The 17,898-nt window shown below is 67.1% G+C and carries 17 protein-coding genes; 8 read left to right on the top strand and 9 right to left on the bottom strand.

Features of this window, described 5'->3' with window-relative positions; genetic code table 11:
• The first annotated feature begins 37 nt into the window (after positions 1 to 37).
• Positions 38 to 565 carry a sigma-70 family RNA polymerase sigma factor gene (locus GGR25_RS17530; protein WP_183400110.1) on the top strand — a complete coding sequence of 176 codons (528 nt, stop codon included), beginning with the start codon at positions 38 to 40 and terminating at the stop codon, positions 563 to 565.
• Positions 552 to 1,187 (top strand): NrsF family protein, encoded by a 636-nt coding sequence (locus GGR25_RS17525; RefSeq protein ID WP_183400109.1) that lies wholly within the window; start codon positions 552 to 554, stop codon positions 1,185 to 1,187. Before GGR25_RS17530 ends, GGR25_RS17525 begins: the two co-directional genes overlap by 14 nt.
• 4 nt (positions 1,188 to 1,191) lie before the next feature.
• Here the strand turns inward: GGR25_RS17525 and GGR25_RS17520 are convergent, their stop codons facing one another.
• The 8 genes from GGR25_RS17520 to GGR25_RS17485 form a co-directional block, all read right to left on the bottom strand.
• Complete coding sequence (locus GGR25_RS17520) at positions 1,192 to 2,136, bottom strand: FUSC family protein (protein ID WP_183400108.1); 945 nt, start codon at positions 2,134 to 2,136, stop codon at positions 1,192 to 1,194.
• Complete coding sequence (locus GGR25_RS17515) at positions 2,136 to 5,231, bottom strand: UvrD-helicase domain-containing protein (RefSeq protein ID WP_183400107.1); 3,096 nt, start codon at positions 5,229 to 5,231, stop codon at positions 2,136 to 2,138. Before GGR25_RS17515 ends, GGR25_RS17520 begins: the two co-directional genes overlap by 1 nt.
• A gap of 112 nt (positions 5,232 to 5,343) precedes the next feature.
• Positions 5,344 to 6,654, bottom strand: a complete 1,311-nt coding sequence (locus GGR25_RS17510; RefSeq protein WP_183400106.1) for a diguanylate cyclase — start codon at positions 6,652 to 6,654, stop codon at positions 5,344 to 5,346.
• Between the two features lie 185 nt (positions 6,655 to 6,839).
• Positions 6,840 to 8,063, bottom strand: coding sequence for an MFS transporter (locus GGR25_RS17505; protein WP_183400105.1), 1,224 nt, complete (start codon positions 8,061 to 8,063; stop codon positions 6,840 to 6,842).
• The gene (gene arsC, locus GGR25_RS17500) at positions 8,056 to 8,478 is read right to left on the bottom strand and encodes an arsenate reductase (glutaredoxin) (RefSeq protein WP_183400104.1); all 423 of its coding nucleotides are present in this window, start codon (positions 8,476 to 8,478) and stop codon (positions 8,056 to 8,058) included. Before arsC ends, GGR25_RS17505 begins: the two co-directional genes overlap by 8 nt.
• A complete protein-coding gene (arsB, locus tag GGR25_RS17495) occupies positions 8,475 to 9,539 on the bottom strand; it encodes an ACR3 family arsenite efflux transporter (protein WP_183400103.1) in 1,065 nt (354 codons plus the stop codon). Before arsB ends, arsC begins: the two co-directional genes overlap by 4 nt.
• A gap of 10 nt (positions 9,540 to 9,549) precedes the next feature.
• Positions 9,550 to 10,077 (bottom strand): arsenate reductase ArsC, encoded by a 528-nt coding sequence (locus GGR25_RS17490; protein WP_183400102.1) that lies wholly within the window; start codon positions 10,075 to 10,077, stop codon positions 9,550 to 9,552.
• Positions 10,070 to 10,435 (bottom strand): ArsR/SmtB family transcription factor, encoded by a 366-nt coding sequence (locus GGR25_RS17485; RefSeq protein ID WP_183400101.1) that lies wholly within the window; start codon positions 10,433 to 10,435, stop codon positions 10,070 to 10,072. Before GGR25_RS17485 ends, GGR25_RS17490 begins: the two co-directional genes overlap by 8 nt.
• Positions 10,436 to 10,685: 250 nt before the next feature.
• Here GGR25_RS17485 and GGR25_RS17480 point away from each other — a divergent pair, with 250 nt between their 5' ends.
• From GGR25_RS17480 to GGR25_RS17460, 5 genes are all read left to right on the top strand, one after another.
• On the top strand, positions 10,686 to 13,196 hold the full coding sequence (locus GGR25_RS17480) for a sulfatase-like hydrolase/transferase (RefSeq protein ID WP_380147584.1): 2,511 nt from the start codon (positions 10,686 to 10,688) through the stop codon (positions 13,194 to 13,196).
• A gap of 187 nt (positions 13,197 to 13,383) precedes the next feature.
• Positions 13,384 to 13,857, top strand: coding sequence for a nickel-responsive transcriptional regulator NikR (gene nikR, locus GGR25_RS17475; RefSeq protein WP_183400099.1), 474 nt, complete (start codon positions 13,384 to 13,386; stop codon positions 13,855 to 13,857).
• A 377-nt stretch (positions 13,858 to 14,234) separates the two neighbouring features.
• Positions 14,235 to 14,699: a MurR/RpiR family transcriptional regulator gene (locus GGR25_RS17470; protein WP_183400098.1), complete on the top strand. Its 465-nt coding sequence runs from the start codon at positions 14,235 to 14,237 to the stop codon at positions 14,697 to 14,699.
• A 451-nt stretch (positions 14,700 to 15,150) separates the two neighbouring features.
• The gene (locus tag GGR25_RS17465) at positions 15,151 to 15,468 is read left to right on the top strand and encodes a hypothetical protein (protein ID WP_183400097.1); all 318 of its coding nucleotides are present in this window, start codon (positions 15,151 to 15,153) and stop codon (positions 15,466 to 15,468) included.
• Positions 15,469 to 15,772: 304 nt separating this feature from the next.
• A complete protein-coding gene (locus tag GGR25_RS17460; protein ID WP_183400096.1) occupies positions 15,773 to 16,012 on the top strand; it encodes a hypothetical protein in 240 nt (79 codons plus the stop codon).
• Between the two features lie 168 nt (positions 16,013 to 16,180).
• Here the strand turns inward: GGR25_RS17460 and GGR25_RS17455 are convergent, their stop codons facing one another.
• Complete coding sequence (locus tag GGR25_RS17455) at positions 16,181 to 16,687, bottom strand: YciE/YciF ferroxidase family protein (RefSeq protein WP_183400095.1); 507 nt, start codon at positions 16,685 to 16,687, stop codon at positions 16,181 to 16,183.
• Between the two features lie 214 nt (positions 16,688 to 16,901).
• Here GGR25_RS17455 and GGR25_RS17450 point away from each other — a divergent pair, with 214 nt between their 5' ends.
• On the top strand, positions 16,902 to 17,795 hold the full coding sequence (locus GGR25_RS17450; protein WP_183400094.1) for an SDR family oxidoreductase: 894 nt from the start codon (positions 16,902 to 16,904) through the stop codon (positions 17,793 to 17,795).
• Positions 17,796 to 17,898 lie beyond the last annotated feature (103 nt).

Genomic DNA, 17,898 nt, shown 5'->3' with positions numbered 1-17,898 from the left:
GACGTTCTTGGCGAGCGAGGCGGACTGGGCAGACTGGATGCGTCGCGCCGTTGGCGGCGACGCGGAGGCCTATCATCGCTTTCTCCACGCCGTGACGCCCCGGCTGCGCGCTATGGCGCGCCGGCGCTGCGACCAGTTCGGAGCGCCGCCGAGCGAGGCCGAGGACGTGGTGCAGGAAGTATTGCTGGCCATCCATCTGAAGCGCGGCACCTGGGATCCCGCGCGCCCGATCGGGCCGTGGCTCTCGACCATCGTGCGGAACAAGATGATCGACAGCCTCCGGCGGCGCGGGCGGCGGGTTGATATCCCGATCGACGATGTCGTCGAATGGCTCCCTGCGGAGGCGCAGGCGGACGGCTCCGAGCGCGTCGATGCGGAACGTCTGCTCGCGCGGCTCAAGGATCCCCAGCGCGACATCGTGCGCTCGATCTCGGTCGAGGGTGCGGGGGTCCGCGAGACGGCGGAGCGGCTGAAGATGAGCGAAGGCGCCGTGCGGGTCGCGTTGCATCGCGCGCTGAAATCGCTCGCCGCCTTCTATCGGAGAGACAGGCATGAAGACGAATGATCTGATCCGCCTCCTGGAGGAGGACGCACCGGCCGGCATGAGCCTTGGCCGGCGGATCACGCTGGCGCTGCTCGCCGGCGTCGTCGTCGCCGCGCTGCTCCTCATCGTGACCGTGGGCCTGCGTCATAATCTCGCCAGCGTGTTCGAGACGGCCCGCGTGATCTTCAAGGTCGGCGAGACGCTGCTGCTCGCGATCCTCGCCTCGGCGCTGGTCTACCGGATCGGCAAACCCGATCTTCCGGCGCGGACGCGGGCGCTGATGCTGCTGGTGCCGCTCGGCCTGCTCGTCGCCGCCGTCGTCACCGAGCTCGCCCTTTTGCCGCCCGCCGATTGGGTCAGCAGCTGGCGCGGCCAGCATGCGGCGTTCTGCGTCTTCTTCATTCCCGTGCTGGCGCTCGCGCCGCTCGCCGCCTTCCTCGCGGCACTGAAGGCCGGCGCGCCGGAGAACCCGGCGCTCGCCGGCGCCGCCGCGGGCCTCGCGGCCGGCGCCATCGCCGCGGCGGTCTATGCCTGGCACTGCCCGGACGACAGCCCGCTCTTCGTCGCGACCTGGTATGTCATCGCGATCGGCATCGTCACCGCCGCCGGCGGACTGATCGGACGGCGCAGCCTCGCCTGGTGAGGCGTCAGACGCGCCAGAGCGCGGGAGCCCCCGCCAGCGCGATGCGGAGCCCTTCGAGCCCGAGCAGGATCTGGTCGCCCGTCTCGTCGCGGGCCGTCGCGGCGTCGGCGACCGCCGGAGCCGTGGCCAGTGCCGCGCCCGAGGTGCCCGAGAGCGCGGCGTCGATCGCCTCGAACCGCCGCACGATCTCGTCCCGGTGTTCCGGAACGGTGCCCGACAGCAGCGAGAATTCGACGCCCGCGAGCACAAGGCGCAGGTTGCGCTGGATCGTCTCCAGCGCGGAAACCGGGACGCCGGTCTCGCTGGAGACGGACGGCATGAGCGGCCGGAGCTGCTGCAGCGTCGTGTCCAGCGGGCGTTCATCGCCGGCGGCAGCGCCGGGCCCCATGCCGCGGACGAGTTCGGCGCTCTGGCGCAACGCGTCGGCCAGCGTCTCCCGCCAGAACCAGGTCGCATAGAGCGGCGCCGCAAGCGACAGGGCAAGCGCGAGCGCGACGCCGATGATCACATTGACGGCGCGCCACAGCCCCTCGTCGATCGGCTCCGTGCCATGGCCGGCGACGATGACGAGCGTGATCGCTGAGAGGAGCGCCGTATAGCCGCCCTTGCCGACGGCATAATAGGCGCAGACCGCGCTTGCCGCCGCGATCAGCAGATAGGTCAGCACTGAGAGGCCGATGAGCTGCTGCTGCCCGAGGATCAGCACGCCGACCGCGGCGCCGATGAGCGTGCCGAGCGCGCGCTCGATCGCCTTGCGGCGGATATTGCCGTGATGCTGCAGGCCCGCCGTGACGACGAGGAAGGATATGGTGATCCACTGGGCATAGGGCGGATCGATATAGATCGAGATGGCGATGCAGATCAGCACGCCGACCGCGACGCGCAGCGCGTGCACCACCTTGGGATGGCGGAAACGAAGCCGCGCGATGGGCGGCATGAGCGATGCCATCAGAAAAGCCTCAATTGCTGGACCCGCGGGCGGCGCTTTCCGGCGGAGCCGGAGCGCGCCGTCAGCTCGGCCGGCAGCGTTGCCAGGAAGGGTGACGCCGGGAAAGCGCGGACGGCGCCGCGCCAGGAGCGCTCGCCCGCTCGCGTCAGAAAGAGCCGCTCGCGGGCGCGGGTCATCGCGACATAGAGCAGCCGACGCTCTTCGGCCAGCACGCTGTCGTCCGTCGTGCCGTCAAAGGCGAAGGGCATCAGCCCGTTTTCGAGGCCGACGACGAAGACCACCGCGAATTCGAGCCCCTTGGCCGCATGCATGGTGAGGAGCGACACGCGATCGGCGCGGGCATCGCGAAAATCGGCTTCGGTCGAGAGCGCCACCTGCTCCGCCAGACGGGCCGGGTCACCGGCGACGGCATCCGACGCAGCGAGCGAAAGGAGCCAGCCGCGGGCCTCGGCGAGAATGGCCGCATCCGCCGTGCCCGACCGGCGCGCCGCCTCGGCGGCGTGGCCGATGCGATCGGCGAGATCCCCGTCGCTTGGTTCGGCGCCGAGCGCGGCGAGGATCGCGACGACACCGGCATGGCCGGCGATCGAGGCGGGCGTGCTCTTCATGTAGGGAATGCCGGCCCGGTCGAAGGCGGTCCGGAACGCGGCCGCCTGCGCATCGGTGCGATAGAGCACGGCGCAATCGGCGAAACCGAGCGCTCCGGCCGGGCTGCGGACGCCGCGCTCGCGCTGCGCGGCGAGCAGATCGTGCCCGCCGAGCAGATCCTCGATCGTCGCGGTGACGAACTCCGCCTCGCCCGCCTCGTCGGGGCTCGCGTCGAGAATGATCTTCTCGCCCATCGGCCGCGTGATCCCGCGCGCTTCGCGCCCGAGCAGCGCGGCGCTCGCCGCGACGATCGTGCCGCTCGAGCGATAGTTGCGTGCGAGGCGGAGCGTCGGCGCGGACGGGAAATCGCGGGCGAAGCGCTCGAAACAGGCCGCGTCCGCGCCGCGGAAGCCATAGATCGCCTGGTCGGGATCACCGATGACGCAGAGGGCGCCGCCACCCGCGACCAGCTTCAGCAGACGATATTGCTGCTCGTCGACATCCTGGAACTCGTCGGCGACGACATGCGCGAAGCGCCCCTGCCAGAGCGCGGCGATCTCGGGATGGGTCTCGAGCAGGTCCGCGGCGCGCACGACCAGATCATCGAAATCGAGGAAGCCCCCGGCACGGCCGGCCTCGGCCAGCGCCGCGCGCGCTGCCGCTTCCTCGCCTGCGCCCTGCCCGCCGCTCCGCTTCAGGACCGAGACCGCCTTCAGCAATTGCCCCGCCCGGCCATCGGTCACGCCGAGCGCGGAGACCAGCGCGGCACGCCGCTCCGCCTCGGACGCGATGCGGAAATCCGGGTGCAGGCCGAGCCGCGCGCCATGCGCCCTGAGGATCGCCAGACCGAGCGAATGGAAGCTCTCGACCGCGATTCCCGCCCCGCGCTCGCCGAGCAGCGCGAGCAGCCGCGCCCGCAATTCCTCGGTCGCCTTGCGCGTGAAGGTGACGGCGAGGCAGGCGGACGACGGCACGTCCTGTTCCAGGACGATATGCGCCAGGCGATGCGTCAGCATCCGCGTCTTGCCGGAGCCGGGCCCGGCAATCACCATCAGCGGGCCTTCGGTCGCGGCGGCCGCCTCCGCCTGGTCGGCATCGAGCCCGGCCAGCACGCCGCTCCGCCCAGAGGCGGGCGAAGCTGCTGGCGCCTCGGCAGAGGCCTCCGGGCTCGCCTCGGCCGGGACAATCCGCCCGACGGCGCGCTTGCGGCGGGCGAGCGGAGCCTCGAAGAGGAAGTCGCCTTTCGCGAGCCGGTCGAGTTCGCCCGTCTCGAACAGGCGGATCACGCCATATTCGCCGTCATAGCCGGGATCGCGGATCACCTGGCCGGCGCGCAGCCGCGTCACCGCCTCGCCCATCAGCGGATCGATGCGCGCAATGTCCTCGACCGGCAGTTCCGTCAGCATGTCGAGTTCCGGGCCGAGCGCGGCGCCCGTGCGGTCATAGGCGGACGCCACCGCCTTCGAGGCGACGCCGCTGCCGATGATCTCGGAGAGCATTTCCGGCAGCGGCACGAGGCTCGCGACCGCGCCGGCCGTCTGCGGCGGCAACGCCTCTTCCTCGCTGCGATCGGCCAGCATCTCCACCCGATGCGCGACGCCGACGGTCACGGCCTTGCCGCAGACCGGGCAACGACCGCCGAGCGCCAGCGTTTCCTTCGGGTCGAGACGGACGCCGCAATTGCGGTGTCCGTCCATGTGATACTTGCCCTCTTCTGGGAAGAACTCGACCGTTCCGCCATAGCCCTCGCCCGTCTCCAGCGCGCGGCGGATCGCGAAATAGTCGGCCTCACAGGTGAAGCGCGTCGCCTCGCGGCCGAGCTTGCCCGGCGAATGGGCATCGGAATTCGACGTCAGGCGATAGCGGTCGAGGAAGGAGATGCGCCAGTTCATCGCCGGATCCGAGGAGAGCCCCGTCTCGACGGCGAAGATGTGGTCGGCGAGATCGCCATAGCATTCGGCGATCGAATCGAAGCCCGATTGCGAGCCGAGCGCCGCGAACCATGGCGTCCAGATATGGGCCGGAACCAGATAGGAATCGGGACCGGATTCGAGCGCGATCTCCAGCAGGTCGCGCGAATCGAGCCCCAGGATCGGGCGCCCGTCCGAGGCGATATTGCCGATCCGCGCCAGCGACGCGGCGAGGCGATCGGCGGCGTCGAGGTCGGCGGCGTAGATCAGGTGGTGGATCTTCCGCGTCTTGTCGCCCTTCTTGTAGATCGTCGAGATCTCGGTCGAGAGCATGAAGGAGACCGGCCGGCGGCAGCTCGGCGGCAGCTTCTCCCAGACCGCCGCCTCGATCTCCGGCCTGAGGCGGAAGAGCCCGTTGCCGAGCGGCAGCAGCTTGTCCTTGATCTCGGCGAGCCAGGCGGGATGGACGCAGTCGCCCGTACCCACGACCGAAATGCCCTTGCGCGCGCCCCAGAGCGCAAGGTGCTCGAGATCGAGATCGCGGCTGGTGGCGCGGGAATATTTGGAATGGACGTGAAGGTCGGCGTGGAAGGCCATCCGCATTGCCTGTTGCAGGGTGGATCGGTCCGCGTGACGTCAGCTTACAGGAGAAAGCGGGCCGCGCCCGTGGCGGCCCGCCGCAAGTCACAGCAATTGCGCATCACGAAAGTCAGGCGCTCGCCGATCGGCCGGAATGCGCGCGGGCGACGCCGATCCGGTTCCGTCCGGCCCGCTTCGCCTCGTAGAGCGCGTCGTCCGCGCGCTGCAGCAGCCGCTCGGCCGCCTCGCCGGAAGCGAGCGTCGCAAGCCCGATGCTGATCGTGAGCCGGCCGAAGGGGCTTGCCGGATGCGGCTCCGCCAGATGCTCGACGGCCTCCATCACGCGGCCCGCATAGAGCCCGGCCTCGGCCGCGCCGGCCCCGGCGAGCAACACCGCGAACTCCTCGCCGCCATAGCGGCAGACCAGATCGGACCGCGAGGCGGCGCGGGCGAGCAGCGTCGCGACATTGCGCAGGCACTCGTCGCCGGCGAGATGGCCCATGCGATCGTTGAACTGCTTGAAGAAATCGACGTCGATCATCACCAGCGACAGCGCCTCGCCGCGCTCCGCCGATCGCGCCACGAGGAGGCGCCATTCGCGCTCGAAGGCCCGACGGTTCGAAAGTCCCGTCAGCCCGTCGCGATCGGAGAGTTCGGTGAGCTGGCTGTTGAGCGCGGCAAGGCGGCGGCTGATCTCGGCGCTCTCCGCGATGGCCGCCGTCAGGCGCTCCTCCGACTCCTTCTGCCGGTGAACATCGATCGTCGTCGCCAGAAGCCGCTCGGGCCGGCCGTCGGGCCGACGCGTCGCGATGCGCCCGCGGCTCAGGAACCAGCGCCAGCTGCCGTCGCGATGGCGAAGGCGATAGGTCGCCTCGAACATCTCGGCCTCGCCGGCGATCACCCGCTCCGCCATGGCGGCGGCGGCATCACGATCGTCCGGATGGACGATGCCCCAGGGCTCGCCATCGTCGACGCGCTCATCGGCACGAAAGCCGAGCGCGCGCTGCCACCCCTCGGAGCGCCAGACGGTCCGCGTCGCGATATCGAGTTCCCAGATCCATTGCCCCGCGCTCTCGAGCGCGAAGCTCGCGCGCTGCTCCTGTTCGGCAATCTGGCCGTCGACGGACGGGAGGATCGTGACGATCAGGCCCCTGGCGGAAGCGCCACCATGGCCGGTCACCGAAAGCAGGACGGAACGACCACGAACCCGGCCCGTGCCGGGCAGCGGCCGCGAACACGGGGCCATTCCGGACGCGATCCGATCGAGCGCCTCCGCAAGCGCCCATTCCGGCAGGATATCGAGATCGGCGATTGGGCCACCAACTCGCGCGAGCCCCGCAAGCCCGGCAAATGCGCTGTTCATGTCGACCATGCGGCCCTGGAGATCCACGACACAGAGCGGCAGCGGAACGGCCTCTGCCGTGAGCTGCGGTCTGTTCACATCCTCTGGCATCGAGTGATGAGCACCTCTATGCGGCGGCGGCCCGGCAATCCTGCCTTCTGATTCTAGCCGATCATCCTCCGCAATGACATCCGATCCGTAGCCACGACGACGCGATTCCCCCATGCACGGCGCAAGATGGCCTCGAACTTCGCGGGGACGGGTCGGAGGTGCAGATCCGACCGCTAGGGCGGCGGCGATGGCGCCAGGGCGTGGCTCGCCAGCCCTCGGCGCGACGCTGTCACGCGCCAAAGGAGCCCCACGAGGATGACGTTCACGACCGCGGCGCCTGCAACCAGCGCCGTCAATGGGCCGGCGCCGGCATGTTGGAGCAGGACGGCGCTCGCCGGCGGCGCCAGGCTCTGCGCGACGAGCGTGGGCATGGCGAGCTTGCCCATCATCACCGGGAAGCGATCCGGCCCGAACAGGGCGAGCGGCACGGCGCCGCGGGCGATCGACCAGATGCCGTTGCCGGCGCCGTAGAGGATCAGGGCGAGCGCCAGCGCGGGAAGACCCGAGGCGAGCGCCAGCACGCCGGCCGCGATGAGAAAGGCGGCGAAGGCAAGGGTGGCGATGGCTGGAAAGCGCTTGCCGATCGCCATGTCGAAGACGCGGGCGCCAACCTGCGACGGGCCGATGAGCGCGCCGAGCGAAACCGCGACCGCGAGCGAGACGTCCCGCGCCTGCAGGATCGTGATCAGGTGGACGGACACCACCGTGGCAAGGGTGCCGCCGAGCGTGACGATCGCGGCGAGCAGCCAGAAGGCCAATCGCTCCGGAACATCGCCCTGCGCCGCGTCTGTCTCGCTGCCGGACCGGTCGCCGCCCGCCGCGATGCGGTCCACCGGAGGCAGGAAACGCCAGATCAGCGGCACGCCGACGACGAGATGCACCGCCGCATAGACGAGGCACACGGCGCGCCAGCCCCCGTGGTCGAGCAGAAAGGCGGAGAGCGGCCAGCAGATCGTCGAGGCGAAGCCGCCATAGAGCGTCAGCGTGGTGATGGCGCTGCGCGCGCCATAGCCATAATAGCGCCCGAGCGTGCCGAAGGCGGCGTCATAGAGCGTCGCCGACATGCCCGAACCCATGACGAGCCAGCCGAGGAAATAGAGGGGCAGCGTCGGCGCGGCGGCGAGGATCGCAAGACCCACGGACAGCAGCACGAGGCCGCCGATCAGGACATCGCGACCGCCCCGGACACGGATGATCCGCCCGACGCGCGGCGAGAGCAGGCCGGATGCGAGCAATGCGATCGAGAAGCCGCCGGTGACCGCGGCGAGCGGCCAGCCTGTGCTCGCGGCGATCGGCTTGATGAGCACGGCGGGAAGGTAATAGGACGAGCCCCAGGCGAAGATCTGCACGATCCCGAGCGCGGAGATCGTTGCGAGCCGACCCCTCCCCTCACTCACGATCCGCCGCCGCGCCGGTCTCGACGACTTCGCCGTCCTCCTTCACGAAGCGGCCGAAATGCGGATTGGGCAGGATGGCGAGCACGGCCTCCGAAGGGCGGCACAGCCTTGTCCCGAGCGGCGTCTCGACGATCGGCCGGTTGATGAGGATCGGATGGGCCAGCATGAAGTCGACCAGTTCCGTATCGCTCCATTTCGGGTCGTCGAGACCGAGCGCGGCATAGGGCGTTCCCTTCTCGCGCAGCAGCGCGCGGACGGGAATCCCCATCGCCGCGATCAGTTCGACGAGGCGCTCGCGGCTCGGCGGCGTCTTCAGATATTCGATGACCACCGGCTCCTCGCCGCTCGCCCGGATCATGGCGAGCGTGTTGCGCGAGGTTCCGCAGGCGGGGTTGTGGTAGATCGTGATGGTCATGGCGCGGGTCTTTCCTGGCCGGCGGACGGACGCACGGCCTGCCCGCGCTCGTACCAGCCTTTGCTGCGATTGACGATCCACACGACGGACAGCATCACCGGCACCTCGATCAGCACGCCGACGACCGTTGCCAGCGCCGCGCCCGACTTGAAGCCGAACAGGCTGATGGCCGCGGCGACAGCGAGCTCGAAGAAGTTGCTGGCGCCGATCAGGGCCGAGGGGCCGGCGACGCAATGCGCCTCGCCGCTCGCGCGGTTGAGCAGATAGGCGAGGCCGGCATTGAAATAGACCTGGATCAGGATCGGCACGGCGAGCAGCAGGATCACGACGGGCTGCGCGATGATCTCCCCGCCCTGGAAGCCGAACAGCAGCACCAGCGTCGCCAGCAGCGCCACGAGCGAGACAGGTCCGAGGCGCTTCAGCAGGCCGTCGAGCGCCGCCTGCCCGCCTCGCGCCAGCAGGCGCCGGCGCAGGACCTGCGCCACGATGACCGGGACGACGATATAGAGCACCACCGACAGGACGAGCGTGTCCCAGGGGACGGTGATCGCCGAGAGCCCGAGCAGCAGCGCGACGATCGGCGCGAAGGCGACGACCATGATGACGTCGTTGAGCGCCACCTGGCTGAGCGTGAAATGCGGCTCGCCCCTGATGAGGTTCGACCAGACGAACACCATCGCCGTACAGGGCGCGGCGGCGAGCAGGATCAGCCCCGCAACGTAGCTGTCGATCTGGTCGGCCGGCAGATAGGGCCGAAACAGCCAGCCGATGAACAGCCAGGCGAGGAGCGCCATGGAGAATGGCTTGACCGCCCAGTTGACGATGAGCGTCACGCCGATGCCGCGCCAGTGGCGGCCGACCTGGCCGAGCGCGGCGAAGTCGATCTTCAAGAGCATCGGGATGATCATCAGCCAGATCAGCACCGCGACCGGCAGATTGACGCGGGCAATCTCGGCGGCGCCGATGGCATGGAACAGGCCCGGCAGAAAGTGTCCGAGCGCGACGCCGGCAATGATGCACAGCGCCACCCAGAGGGTGAGGTAGCGTTCGAAGGTGGTCATGGAGGGTGCCTTACGCGACGTTCGGACGGGGCGCGCTGGCGCCTTCGATCTGGCCGATTTCCTTCAGCTTGCTGCCGAGCGCGACACTGTCGAGCTTGCGGATGGGCAATGCCGTGAAGATCGAGATCCGGTTCTTCATGTAGCGGAAAGCCGCCACGAACGCCGCCTCGCGTTCGAAATCCGAGCCCTCGACGGCGGCCGGATCCTCGATACCCCAATGCGCGGTCATCGGCTGTCCCGGCCAGACCGGACAGGCTTCGCCGGCCGCGTTGTCGCAGACCGTGAACACGAAATCCATCGCCGGGGCGCCGGGGCGGGCGAACTCGTCCCAAGGCTTGGAACGGAATCCCTCATGCGGATAGCCGAAATGTTCCAGTGTCTTCAGCGCAAGCGGATGCACCGCGCCCTTGGGATGGCTGCCGGCGGAGAAGGCTCGGAAGCGCCCTGCCCCATCCTTGCCGAGAATGCTCTCCGCCAGGATCGAACGGGCTGAATTGCCGGTGCAGAGAAAAAGAACGTTGTAGATCCGGTCAGACATGGTCGACTTCCCTGGCGGGCGTGCAGCAGGCCGCATCGGCGGCGGTAGCGGTGGCGGGCGCGCAGATCTCCGGATGCCCCTGGCAGCAGTCGCGCATCAGGAACGCCACGAGCCCGGACAGCGCGGTGAAGCTGGCGCTGTAAATGATGGAGCGCGCTTCGCGCCGCGACTCGACGAGGCCCGCCCGTTCCAGATGCGCGAGATGGAACGACGCGCCCGAGGCGGAGACGCCGACCTCTTCCGCGATCGTCCCTGCCGGCAAGCCGCCGGGCCCCGCCCGGACGAGAAGGCGCACCATCGCCAGACGCGTCTCCTGCGACAGCGCCCCGAAGGCATCGAGAGCCTGCGTCTGGTCCATTTCATTCCTATATTTCTAGAATCGTTGAATTGACGATAGCCCATGGCTGCGCCACCTGCCAAGCCCCGCGCTGGAATGGCTCGATGGGCTGGCAAAAACGGCGCACATCTTGATCGGGATCAACGAAGTCGTCCGCATTCTGTATACATGTGCAAGGCCTGCTCGATCCGGATGCCCGGCGTCCGGCGGCAGGCCGAGCCGTGGGAGGTGCAGAATGACGAGCCCAATCAGGGCCTTGCTGGCGTCAGCGATGATCGCTATCGGGCTTTCGGCCATGGCGGCGCAGGCGAGCGCCGAGGTTCAGACGACGGGGGCGTCCGGCGCAGCCGATGCGACGACCACCATCCCCGGCAATCAGCTGCCGGCGCCGCAGCCGCCCTTCGGCGGCGTGATCAAGAACGACGCGCTGACCTCGACGCCCTGGTGGGCGCCGCGCATCGTTCCGCCGCAGCAGGCGCCGAACGTGCTCCTGATCATCACGGACGATGCCGGCTTCGGCGTGCCGAGCACCTTCGGCGGCGTCATCCCGACGCCGACCATGGATCGCGTCGCCAATAGCGGCCTGCGCTACAACAACATCTATTCGACGGCGCTCTGTTCGCCGACCCGCGCGGCCCTCATCACCGGCCGCAACCACCATTCGGCGGGCTTCGGCGTGATCTCGGAGCAGTCGACGGGCTTCCCCGGCTACAACAGCATCATCCCCGAGGACAAGGCCACGATCGGCCGCATCCTGCTCGACAATGGCTATGCCACGGCGTGGTTCGGCAAGGATCACAACACTCCGGCCTTCGCCGCGAGCTCCGTCGGCCCGTTCGACCAGTGGCCGACCGGCCTCGGCTTTGAATATTTCTACGGCTTCGTCGGCGGCGACGCCAATCAGTGGCAGCCGAACCTCTTCCGCAACACCACGCAGATCTATCCCTTCGACGGCAAGCCGGGCTGGAACCTCGTCACCGGCATGGCGGACGACGCGATCGACTATCTCAATCGTCTGAACCAGACGATGCCGTCCAAGCCCTTCTTCATCAAATACGCGCCGGGCGCGACCCATGCGCCGCATCATCCGACCAAGGAATGGGTCGACAAGATCCACGCCATGCATCTCTTCGACGGCGGCTACAACAAGCTGCGCGAGCAGATCTTCGAGAACCAGAAGAAGCTCGGCGTGATCGCGCAGGACACGAAGCTCGAGGACTGGCCGGAAGCGATCCTGCCCAGCTGGGACAAGCTGTCGCCCGAGGCGCAGAAGCTGTTCATCCGCCAGGTCGAGGTCTTCGCGGCCTATGCCGCCTATAGCGACCACGAGATCGGCCGCGTCATCGACACGATCCAGGAGATGGGTAAGCTCGACAACACGCTGGTCATCTACATCAACGGCGACAATGGCACGAGCGCCGAAGGCGGCCCGCTCGGAACGCCGAACGAGGTTGCCTTCTTCAACGGCATCAACGAGATGCCGGTCGACGTCCAGATGAAGTGGTACGACGTCTGGGGCACCGAGCAGACCTATAACCACATGTCGGCCGGCTGGGCCTGGGCCTTCGACACGCCCTTCACCTGGTTCAAGCAGAACGCCTCGCGCCTCGGCGGCATCCGCCAGAACATGGCCGTCTCCTGGCCGGCGGCGATCAAGGATGCGGGCGGCCTCCGCCAGCAGTTCATGCATGTGATCGACGTGGTGCCGACGATCCTCGAGGTCACCGGAATACCCGCGCCGCACACGGTCGACGGCATCAAGCAGGCGCCGATCGAGGGGACGAGCTTCGCCTATACCTTCGACAAGGCGAACGCCAACGCGCCCTCGCGCCACAAGATCCAGTACTTCGAAATGATGGGCCAGTGGGCGCTCTATGACGATGGCTGGCTGCTGAGCACCAAGGTCAACCGCGCGCCCTGGGAGGCGTTCGGACCGGCCAATCCCGACCCGCTGAACAACCAGGTCCTGCAGCTCTACGACCTCAATACGGACTTCAGCCAGTCGCACGACGTCGCCGCGGAGCATCCCGACAAGGTCGCGGAACTCAAGACGCTCTTCATCCAGGAAGCCAAGAAATACGAGGTCTTCCCGATGGATGCCTCGGTCGCGGCCCGCATCGTGGCGCCCCGTCCGAACATCACCGCCGGCAGGACCGAGTTCACCTATACCCATCCGATGGTCGGCCTGCCGCAGGGCGACTCGCCGTCGATCCTCGACGCGTCCTACACCTTCACCGCCGACATCACGGTGCCCGAGGGCGGCGCGAACGGCATGATCGTGACCTCGGGCGGGCGCTTCGGCGGCTATGGCTTCTACCTGAAGGACAGCAAGCCCGTCTTCCTGTGGAACCTCGTCGACTTGAAGCGCGTGCGCTGGGAAGGCCCGGCGCTGGCGCCCGGCCGCCATGTCGTCGAGTTCGACTTCAAATATGACGGCCTCGGCATCGGGACGCTCGCCTTCAACGACATGAGCGGTCTCGGCAAGGGCGGCACGGGCACGCTGAAGGTCGACGGCAATGTCGTGGACAGCGAGACCATGGCGCATACGCTGCCCATGATCCTGCAATGGGACGAAAGCTTCGACATCGGCTCCGACACGCTGACCGGCGTCAACGATGCTGACTACCAGCCGCCCTACACCCTGACCGCCACGCTCAACAAGCTGACGCTCAAGGTGAACCGGCCGGTGATGACCGATGCGGACATCAAGAAGCTGCAGAACGCCGAGGCAACCGCGGTCGACGGCAACCCGATCAAGCACGTCCAGCCCGGACCGCAATAGGCGCGCCGGCCCGGCGAGACGCCCGGCTGCACGATACTTCTGAAAGGGCCGAGCCTCACAAGGCTCGGCCCTTTCTTCGTCTCGGTCACCTGCCTCGGGAGGGCGAAGCGGCAAGCCCCACCCCGCGAATTCTTGCGCCGTCAGGGGTGATCGCCTACCGTTCGCCCGCTGACTGGGGAGGGTTTCCATGCAACGGACCACGATCGCCATTGACGACGATCTCGCCGCGCAGCTGGATGCCTATATGCAGGCGACGGGAGCGATGAGCCGCTCCGAGGCGATCCGCGACCTCATCCGGCGCGGCCTCTCCGCCCGTCCGGACGGGCCGGCGGAAGCGCGCTGCTTCGCCGTCATCAGCTGCACGATCGACCAGTCCGTGCGCAACCTCGCCTCCCGCGTGCCGCAGGGCCGGCTCGACCGCCACGACCAGACCATTTCAGCCCTGTCGGTGCCGATCGACCACCGATCCTCGATCGACGTCACCGTGATGCGCGGCAGCGTCGGCGACGTCTCCACCTATGCCGAAGCGCTGTTCCTCGAGCGGGGCGTCATGCACGGCACGCTCAGCCTGATCCCTGTCGCCGAGGATTCCGCCCACCACGTCCACAATCAGGGCCCGGCGCACGAACACACCCACCTGCATATCAAGAGCAGCTTCTAGGGCGCCGTTTCGTTCGGGTGAAGTCGGGTCACGTCGAACCGTCGAACCAGCGTTGTGCGCTCATGGGGCTCGACGCGAACTACTGAGACGCTGGTCAAGCCGGAACATGGGTCAGGCGAACCACATCCTGGTCCACGCGATCATGAGCCACGAGTCGCGGACGTGTGAACAAGCGCCCAAGCAAGCTCCCGTCAGATGGCTTCAATTCGTTGAGAATACTTCAGAAATTCTATGTCTACTGGGGTCTCGATCGGCGCCGAGCGCCTGTTCACACGTCGCAGCGCCGCTCTTCATAGCGGCGGCGAGAACGACTCTCCCTGGCGACGCCGCGATCCTGTATCAAGAGCCTCTGTTCCCTTACGACGCATGGTGCATTGATGAGCCCGAATCGACTTGGTGATCCGCTCGCAACCGAGCGGCAAGTTGACGGCAGCATCCTCAATCGCCTGCAGGACGAGATCGAGCGCTTGCCGAGCGCGCTGGCGCGGATCGCAAAGTATATCGTCGAGAATCCGGAAAAGGCATTGCGGCAGTCCATTTCCCAGCTCGGAGAATACTCCGACAGCGAAGAGGCCAGCATCCTGCGCCTCTGTCGCCAGATCGGCTGCAGGTCATCGGCTTCACGGCCGGGCGACATTGCGGTCCGAACCATGGCGAGCGGCTTCGTGCAGCAGGGGCTACCTTTCTGGCACGCACGACCGAGGAACTATCGGCCATTCTCTCTGCGTGAAGCGGCCGGAGGCTTCAGCTCACATGGATGCGACCTTCGGGAACCCATGCCTAGTTATCCTGCGGTTCGACGCGCCAATATCTTGCAGTATAAAAGTAATAATCCCCGATAGTGCTCGAATATTATACTTCAACAGACGAAATCCGCCGCATCAGCCGGGGGCGCCGCCGACGGCGCTGTGGCTAATCAGGGGGACGACCAGGCCCTTGGGCTTGGCTCTCGCGCCGCCGGGAAATTCCCGGTACCCGGATGGAAGCGGAACTGTGCATCGCAGGACTGACGGTACAATTGTTGCTGATGCGGTGCCGGACAGCAGACGCGGCTCGCCCGCGGATCTCGCCCTACCCCAGCGGATGGGTTCGCCGAACTTCGGCAGCGATCCAGAGCGCCCTCATGCCAGCGCCTGTACATTTTCGTAAAAAACACCTCCGGCGCGGAACAAATCGCTCGTCTGCACGGTTATCATTCCAGTCATCAGCCAGAATATGGCGATTGATAGACATAGCGTATGCGATTTGCTTTCGTTGCGCAGATACTCTGCGCTGGAATTGCATGGAGGAAACATGAAAATCTCTTCTGGATTTCTACGACTCGCCTGTGGCGCGGCCCTTCTGACCTTCTCCGCGTCGCCCTTGTTCGCGCAGGCCGCCGACCCCGCGGCGCCCGCCGCATCGGCGCCGACGCTGAGCGGCCCCACCTCGGGCTCCGACACCAACGTCATCGATGACAACAAGGTCTTCGATTTCGACATCACGAGCGGGACGATGAATCTGACGGACGAGCAGAAGCTCGCCGCCAGCAATGAGTGCAAGCAGACGATCATGACCGATCCGACGCGCTATTCGGTCGCGGTGAAGACGTTCTGCCAGCAGCTGCAGTAGCCGGCCGCGCGATGTTTCGCGTCGGGGCGCGGAGGAGCCTGGACTAGCTGTCACGGCCATCCAGCTTTCCGCACCGCGTGAGCGACGCCTGGCCTCGCGCTTGGCTTCGACAGCGACATTCGCGTCTTGGCACACCATGTTCCCCGCCACCCGCCCAGGGTGGCGGGCTTTATTCGTGTCCTTCTCTTGCAGAACGATGGCGCATCGCGATCGTCAATGCTGCGCTGCACATATACTTTGGGTTGCGCGCACCTCATCGCCATCCTAGGCTGCCACTGCTGGGTGCACGATGAGGAACATAGCCATGGGCACGTCCGATCGTCCGGCCATCGTTCATTTCATGTCCGACGATCCGCCACGCCATTTTGAGCGTGTCGAAGAGGCGGTCGGATTTCTTTCGGGCCCGGATCCGCGCTGCAGGCAAGGTGCTGCCTGGCTGGAAATTGGCCGCCATCGATCGAGCCAACGCGCCATGAGCCTGCGCCGACCTCTCCTCGCGCAAACCTTCGACAGCACTCTATCGTCTATGGCGTCCGCGAGTTAGCGGGCTCAGCCGACACGCGCTGCATATCACCGCAGCTGTGTCGCATCCGGCGATATCGGACCGCCCCCGCGACAGAAACGAAAAAGCCCGAGAGGGCGCTGTTTGCGCGACCTCCCGGGCCTGTTACGCGACGATCAATCGTGTGTTGAGCGGCGGATTGGCGGGGCGCTAGGCGGCCGCTGCCTTCTGATTGTCGCCGCCGGCTTCGGCGAGCTTGGTGAGCGACTGGTCGGTCGCCCGCTCCTCGAGCAGCGTGGTCTGGAGCAGGTCCGCCGCGTCCTTGTGGCCGAGCCGATTCGCCCAGGTCCGCAGCGTGCCATAGCGCGCCATCTCATAGTGCTCCACGGCCTGGCCAGCCGCGATGAGGCCCGCATCCAGCGAGACGGTGCCCGAATAGTCTTCGATGATCGACTTGCCTTCCTCGATGATGCCGAGAATGGCGTCGCAAGTCTTGCCGCGCGCCGGCTTGCCGATGATCTCGAACACCTGCTGCAGCCGATCGATATGCACTTCGGTTTCCGCGAGGTGCTTTTCGAAGCCGGCCTTGAGAGCGGGGTCCTGCGCCGCCTTCGCCATCTTGGGCAGCGCCTTCACGATCTGCCGTTCCGCGTAATAAATGTCCTTCAGCGTATCGAGAAACAGGTCGTCGAGCGTCTTCTCGGATGCTTTGGCCATGGGGATCCTCCTGGGTTGCCTGTCCCTCAACGGGGATCGCCATCTTTGGTTGCCGCGATGAGAGCCCCCTACCCTTGAAACGATGGCTCAGGCGGCGCGCCTCGCCCGCGGCGGAGGATTGCTTCGGCCCACTTACCTTTCCGCAGAAGACGCGGAACCCCGCCTCACCCCAACCGTTGGTCGTGCAATCCCTTCCCGAACGAGGAGCTTTTTCATGCCTGTGCGTCCCCAGATGCAGGACCCTCGAACCCAATACCCGAAGCCGCCATTTCCCACGCAGCCACAACGCATGCCCGGGCTGGCCGCCAAGATGGAGCCGCGTCCCGATCATGGCGAGGACAGCTATGTGGGCTCCGGAAAGCTCGAGGGACGCAAGGCGCTGATCACCGGCGGCGATTCCGGGATCGGTCGCGCCGCCGCGATCGCCTTTGCGCGCGAAGGCGCCGATGTCGCCATCGCCTATCTCCCCGAGGAGCAATCCGACGCGGATGAGGTGATGGAGCTCATCCGCCAGGAAGGGCGGAAGGCCGTCGGGCTGGCGGGCGACGTGAAGGACCAGTCCTGGTGCAACGAGATGGTGAAGCAGGCGCTCGCCGATCTCGGCGGCCTCGACATCCTCGTGGTCAATGCGGCGCGCCAGCAATATCGCGAGACCCTGGAAGACGTGTCGACCTATGATTTCGACGACACGATGAAGACCAATCTCTACGCGCTGCACTGGATCGCCAAGATGGCGACCCCGCATATGCCGCCCGGTGCGTCGGTCATCACCACGGCCTCCATTCAGGCCTATGAGCCCTCGCCAATCCTGCTCGACTACGCCACGACCAAGGCCGGTATCGTCGCCTACACGAAGGCGCTGGCCAAGCAGCTGATCGAGAAGGGAATCCGCGTCAATGCCGTGGCGCCCGGCCCCGTCTGGACCGTGCTGCAGCCGAGCGGCGGCCAGCCCGACGAGAAGGTGAGACAGTTCGGCAAGGACAGCGACTTCGGCCGCCCGGCACAGCCGGCCGAGCTCGCCCCGATCTATGTGCTGCTGGCATCCCAGGACGGCAGCTACCTGAATGGCGAAGTCTTCGGTGTCACAGGCGGAAAGGGTATTGCTTGAGCGCGTCGTCGAGCGTCCGCATCACCGCCCCCTTCCATCAACGTGTCCCCGGTCGACCCATCGGCCGGGGATGCCGTCGATGGCGCCGCGAATTGGGCAACAG

The organism is Kaistia hirudinis, from assembly GCF_014196455.1.
Classification (GTDB): domain Bacteria; phylum Pseudomonadota; class Alphaproteobacteria; order Rhizobiales; family Kaistiaceae; genus Kaistia; species Kaistia hirudinis.
This window is presented reverse-complemented; position numbering and strand designations above follow the sequence as displayed.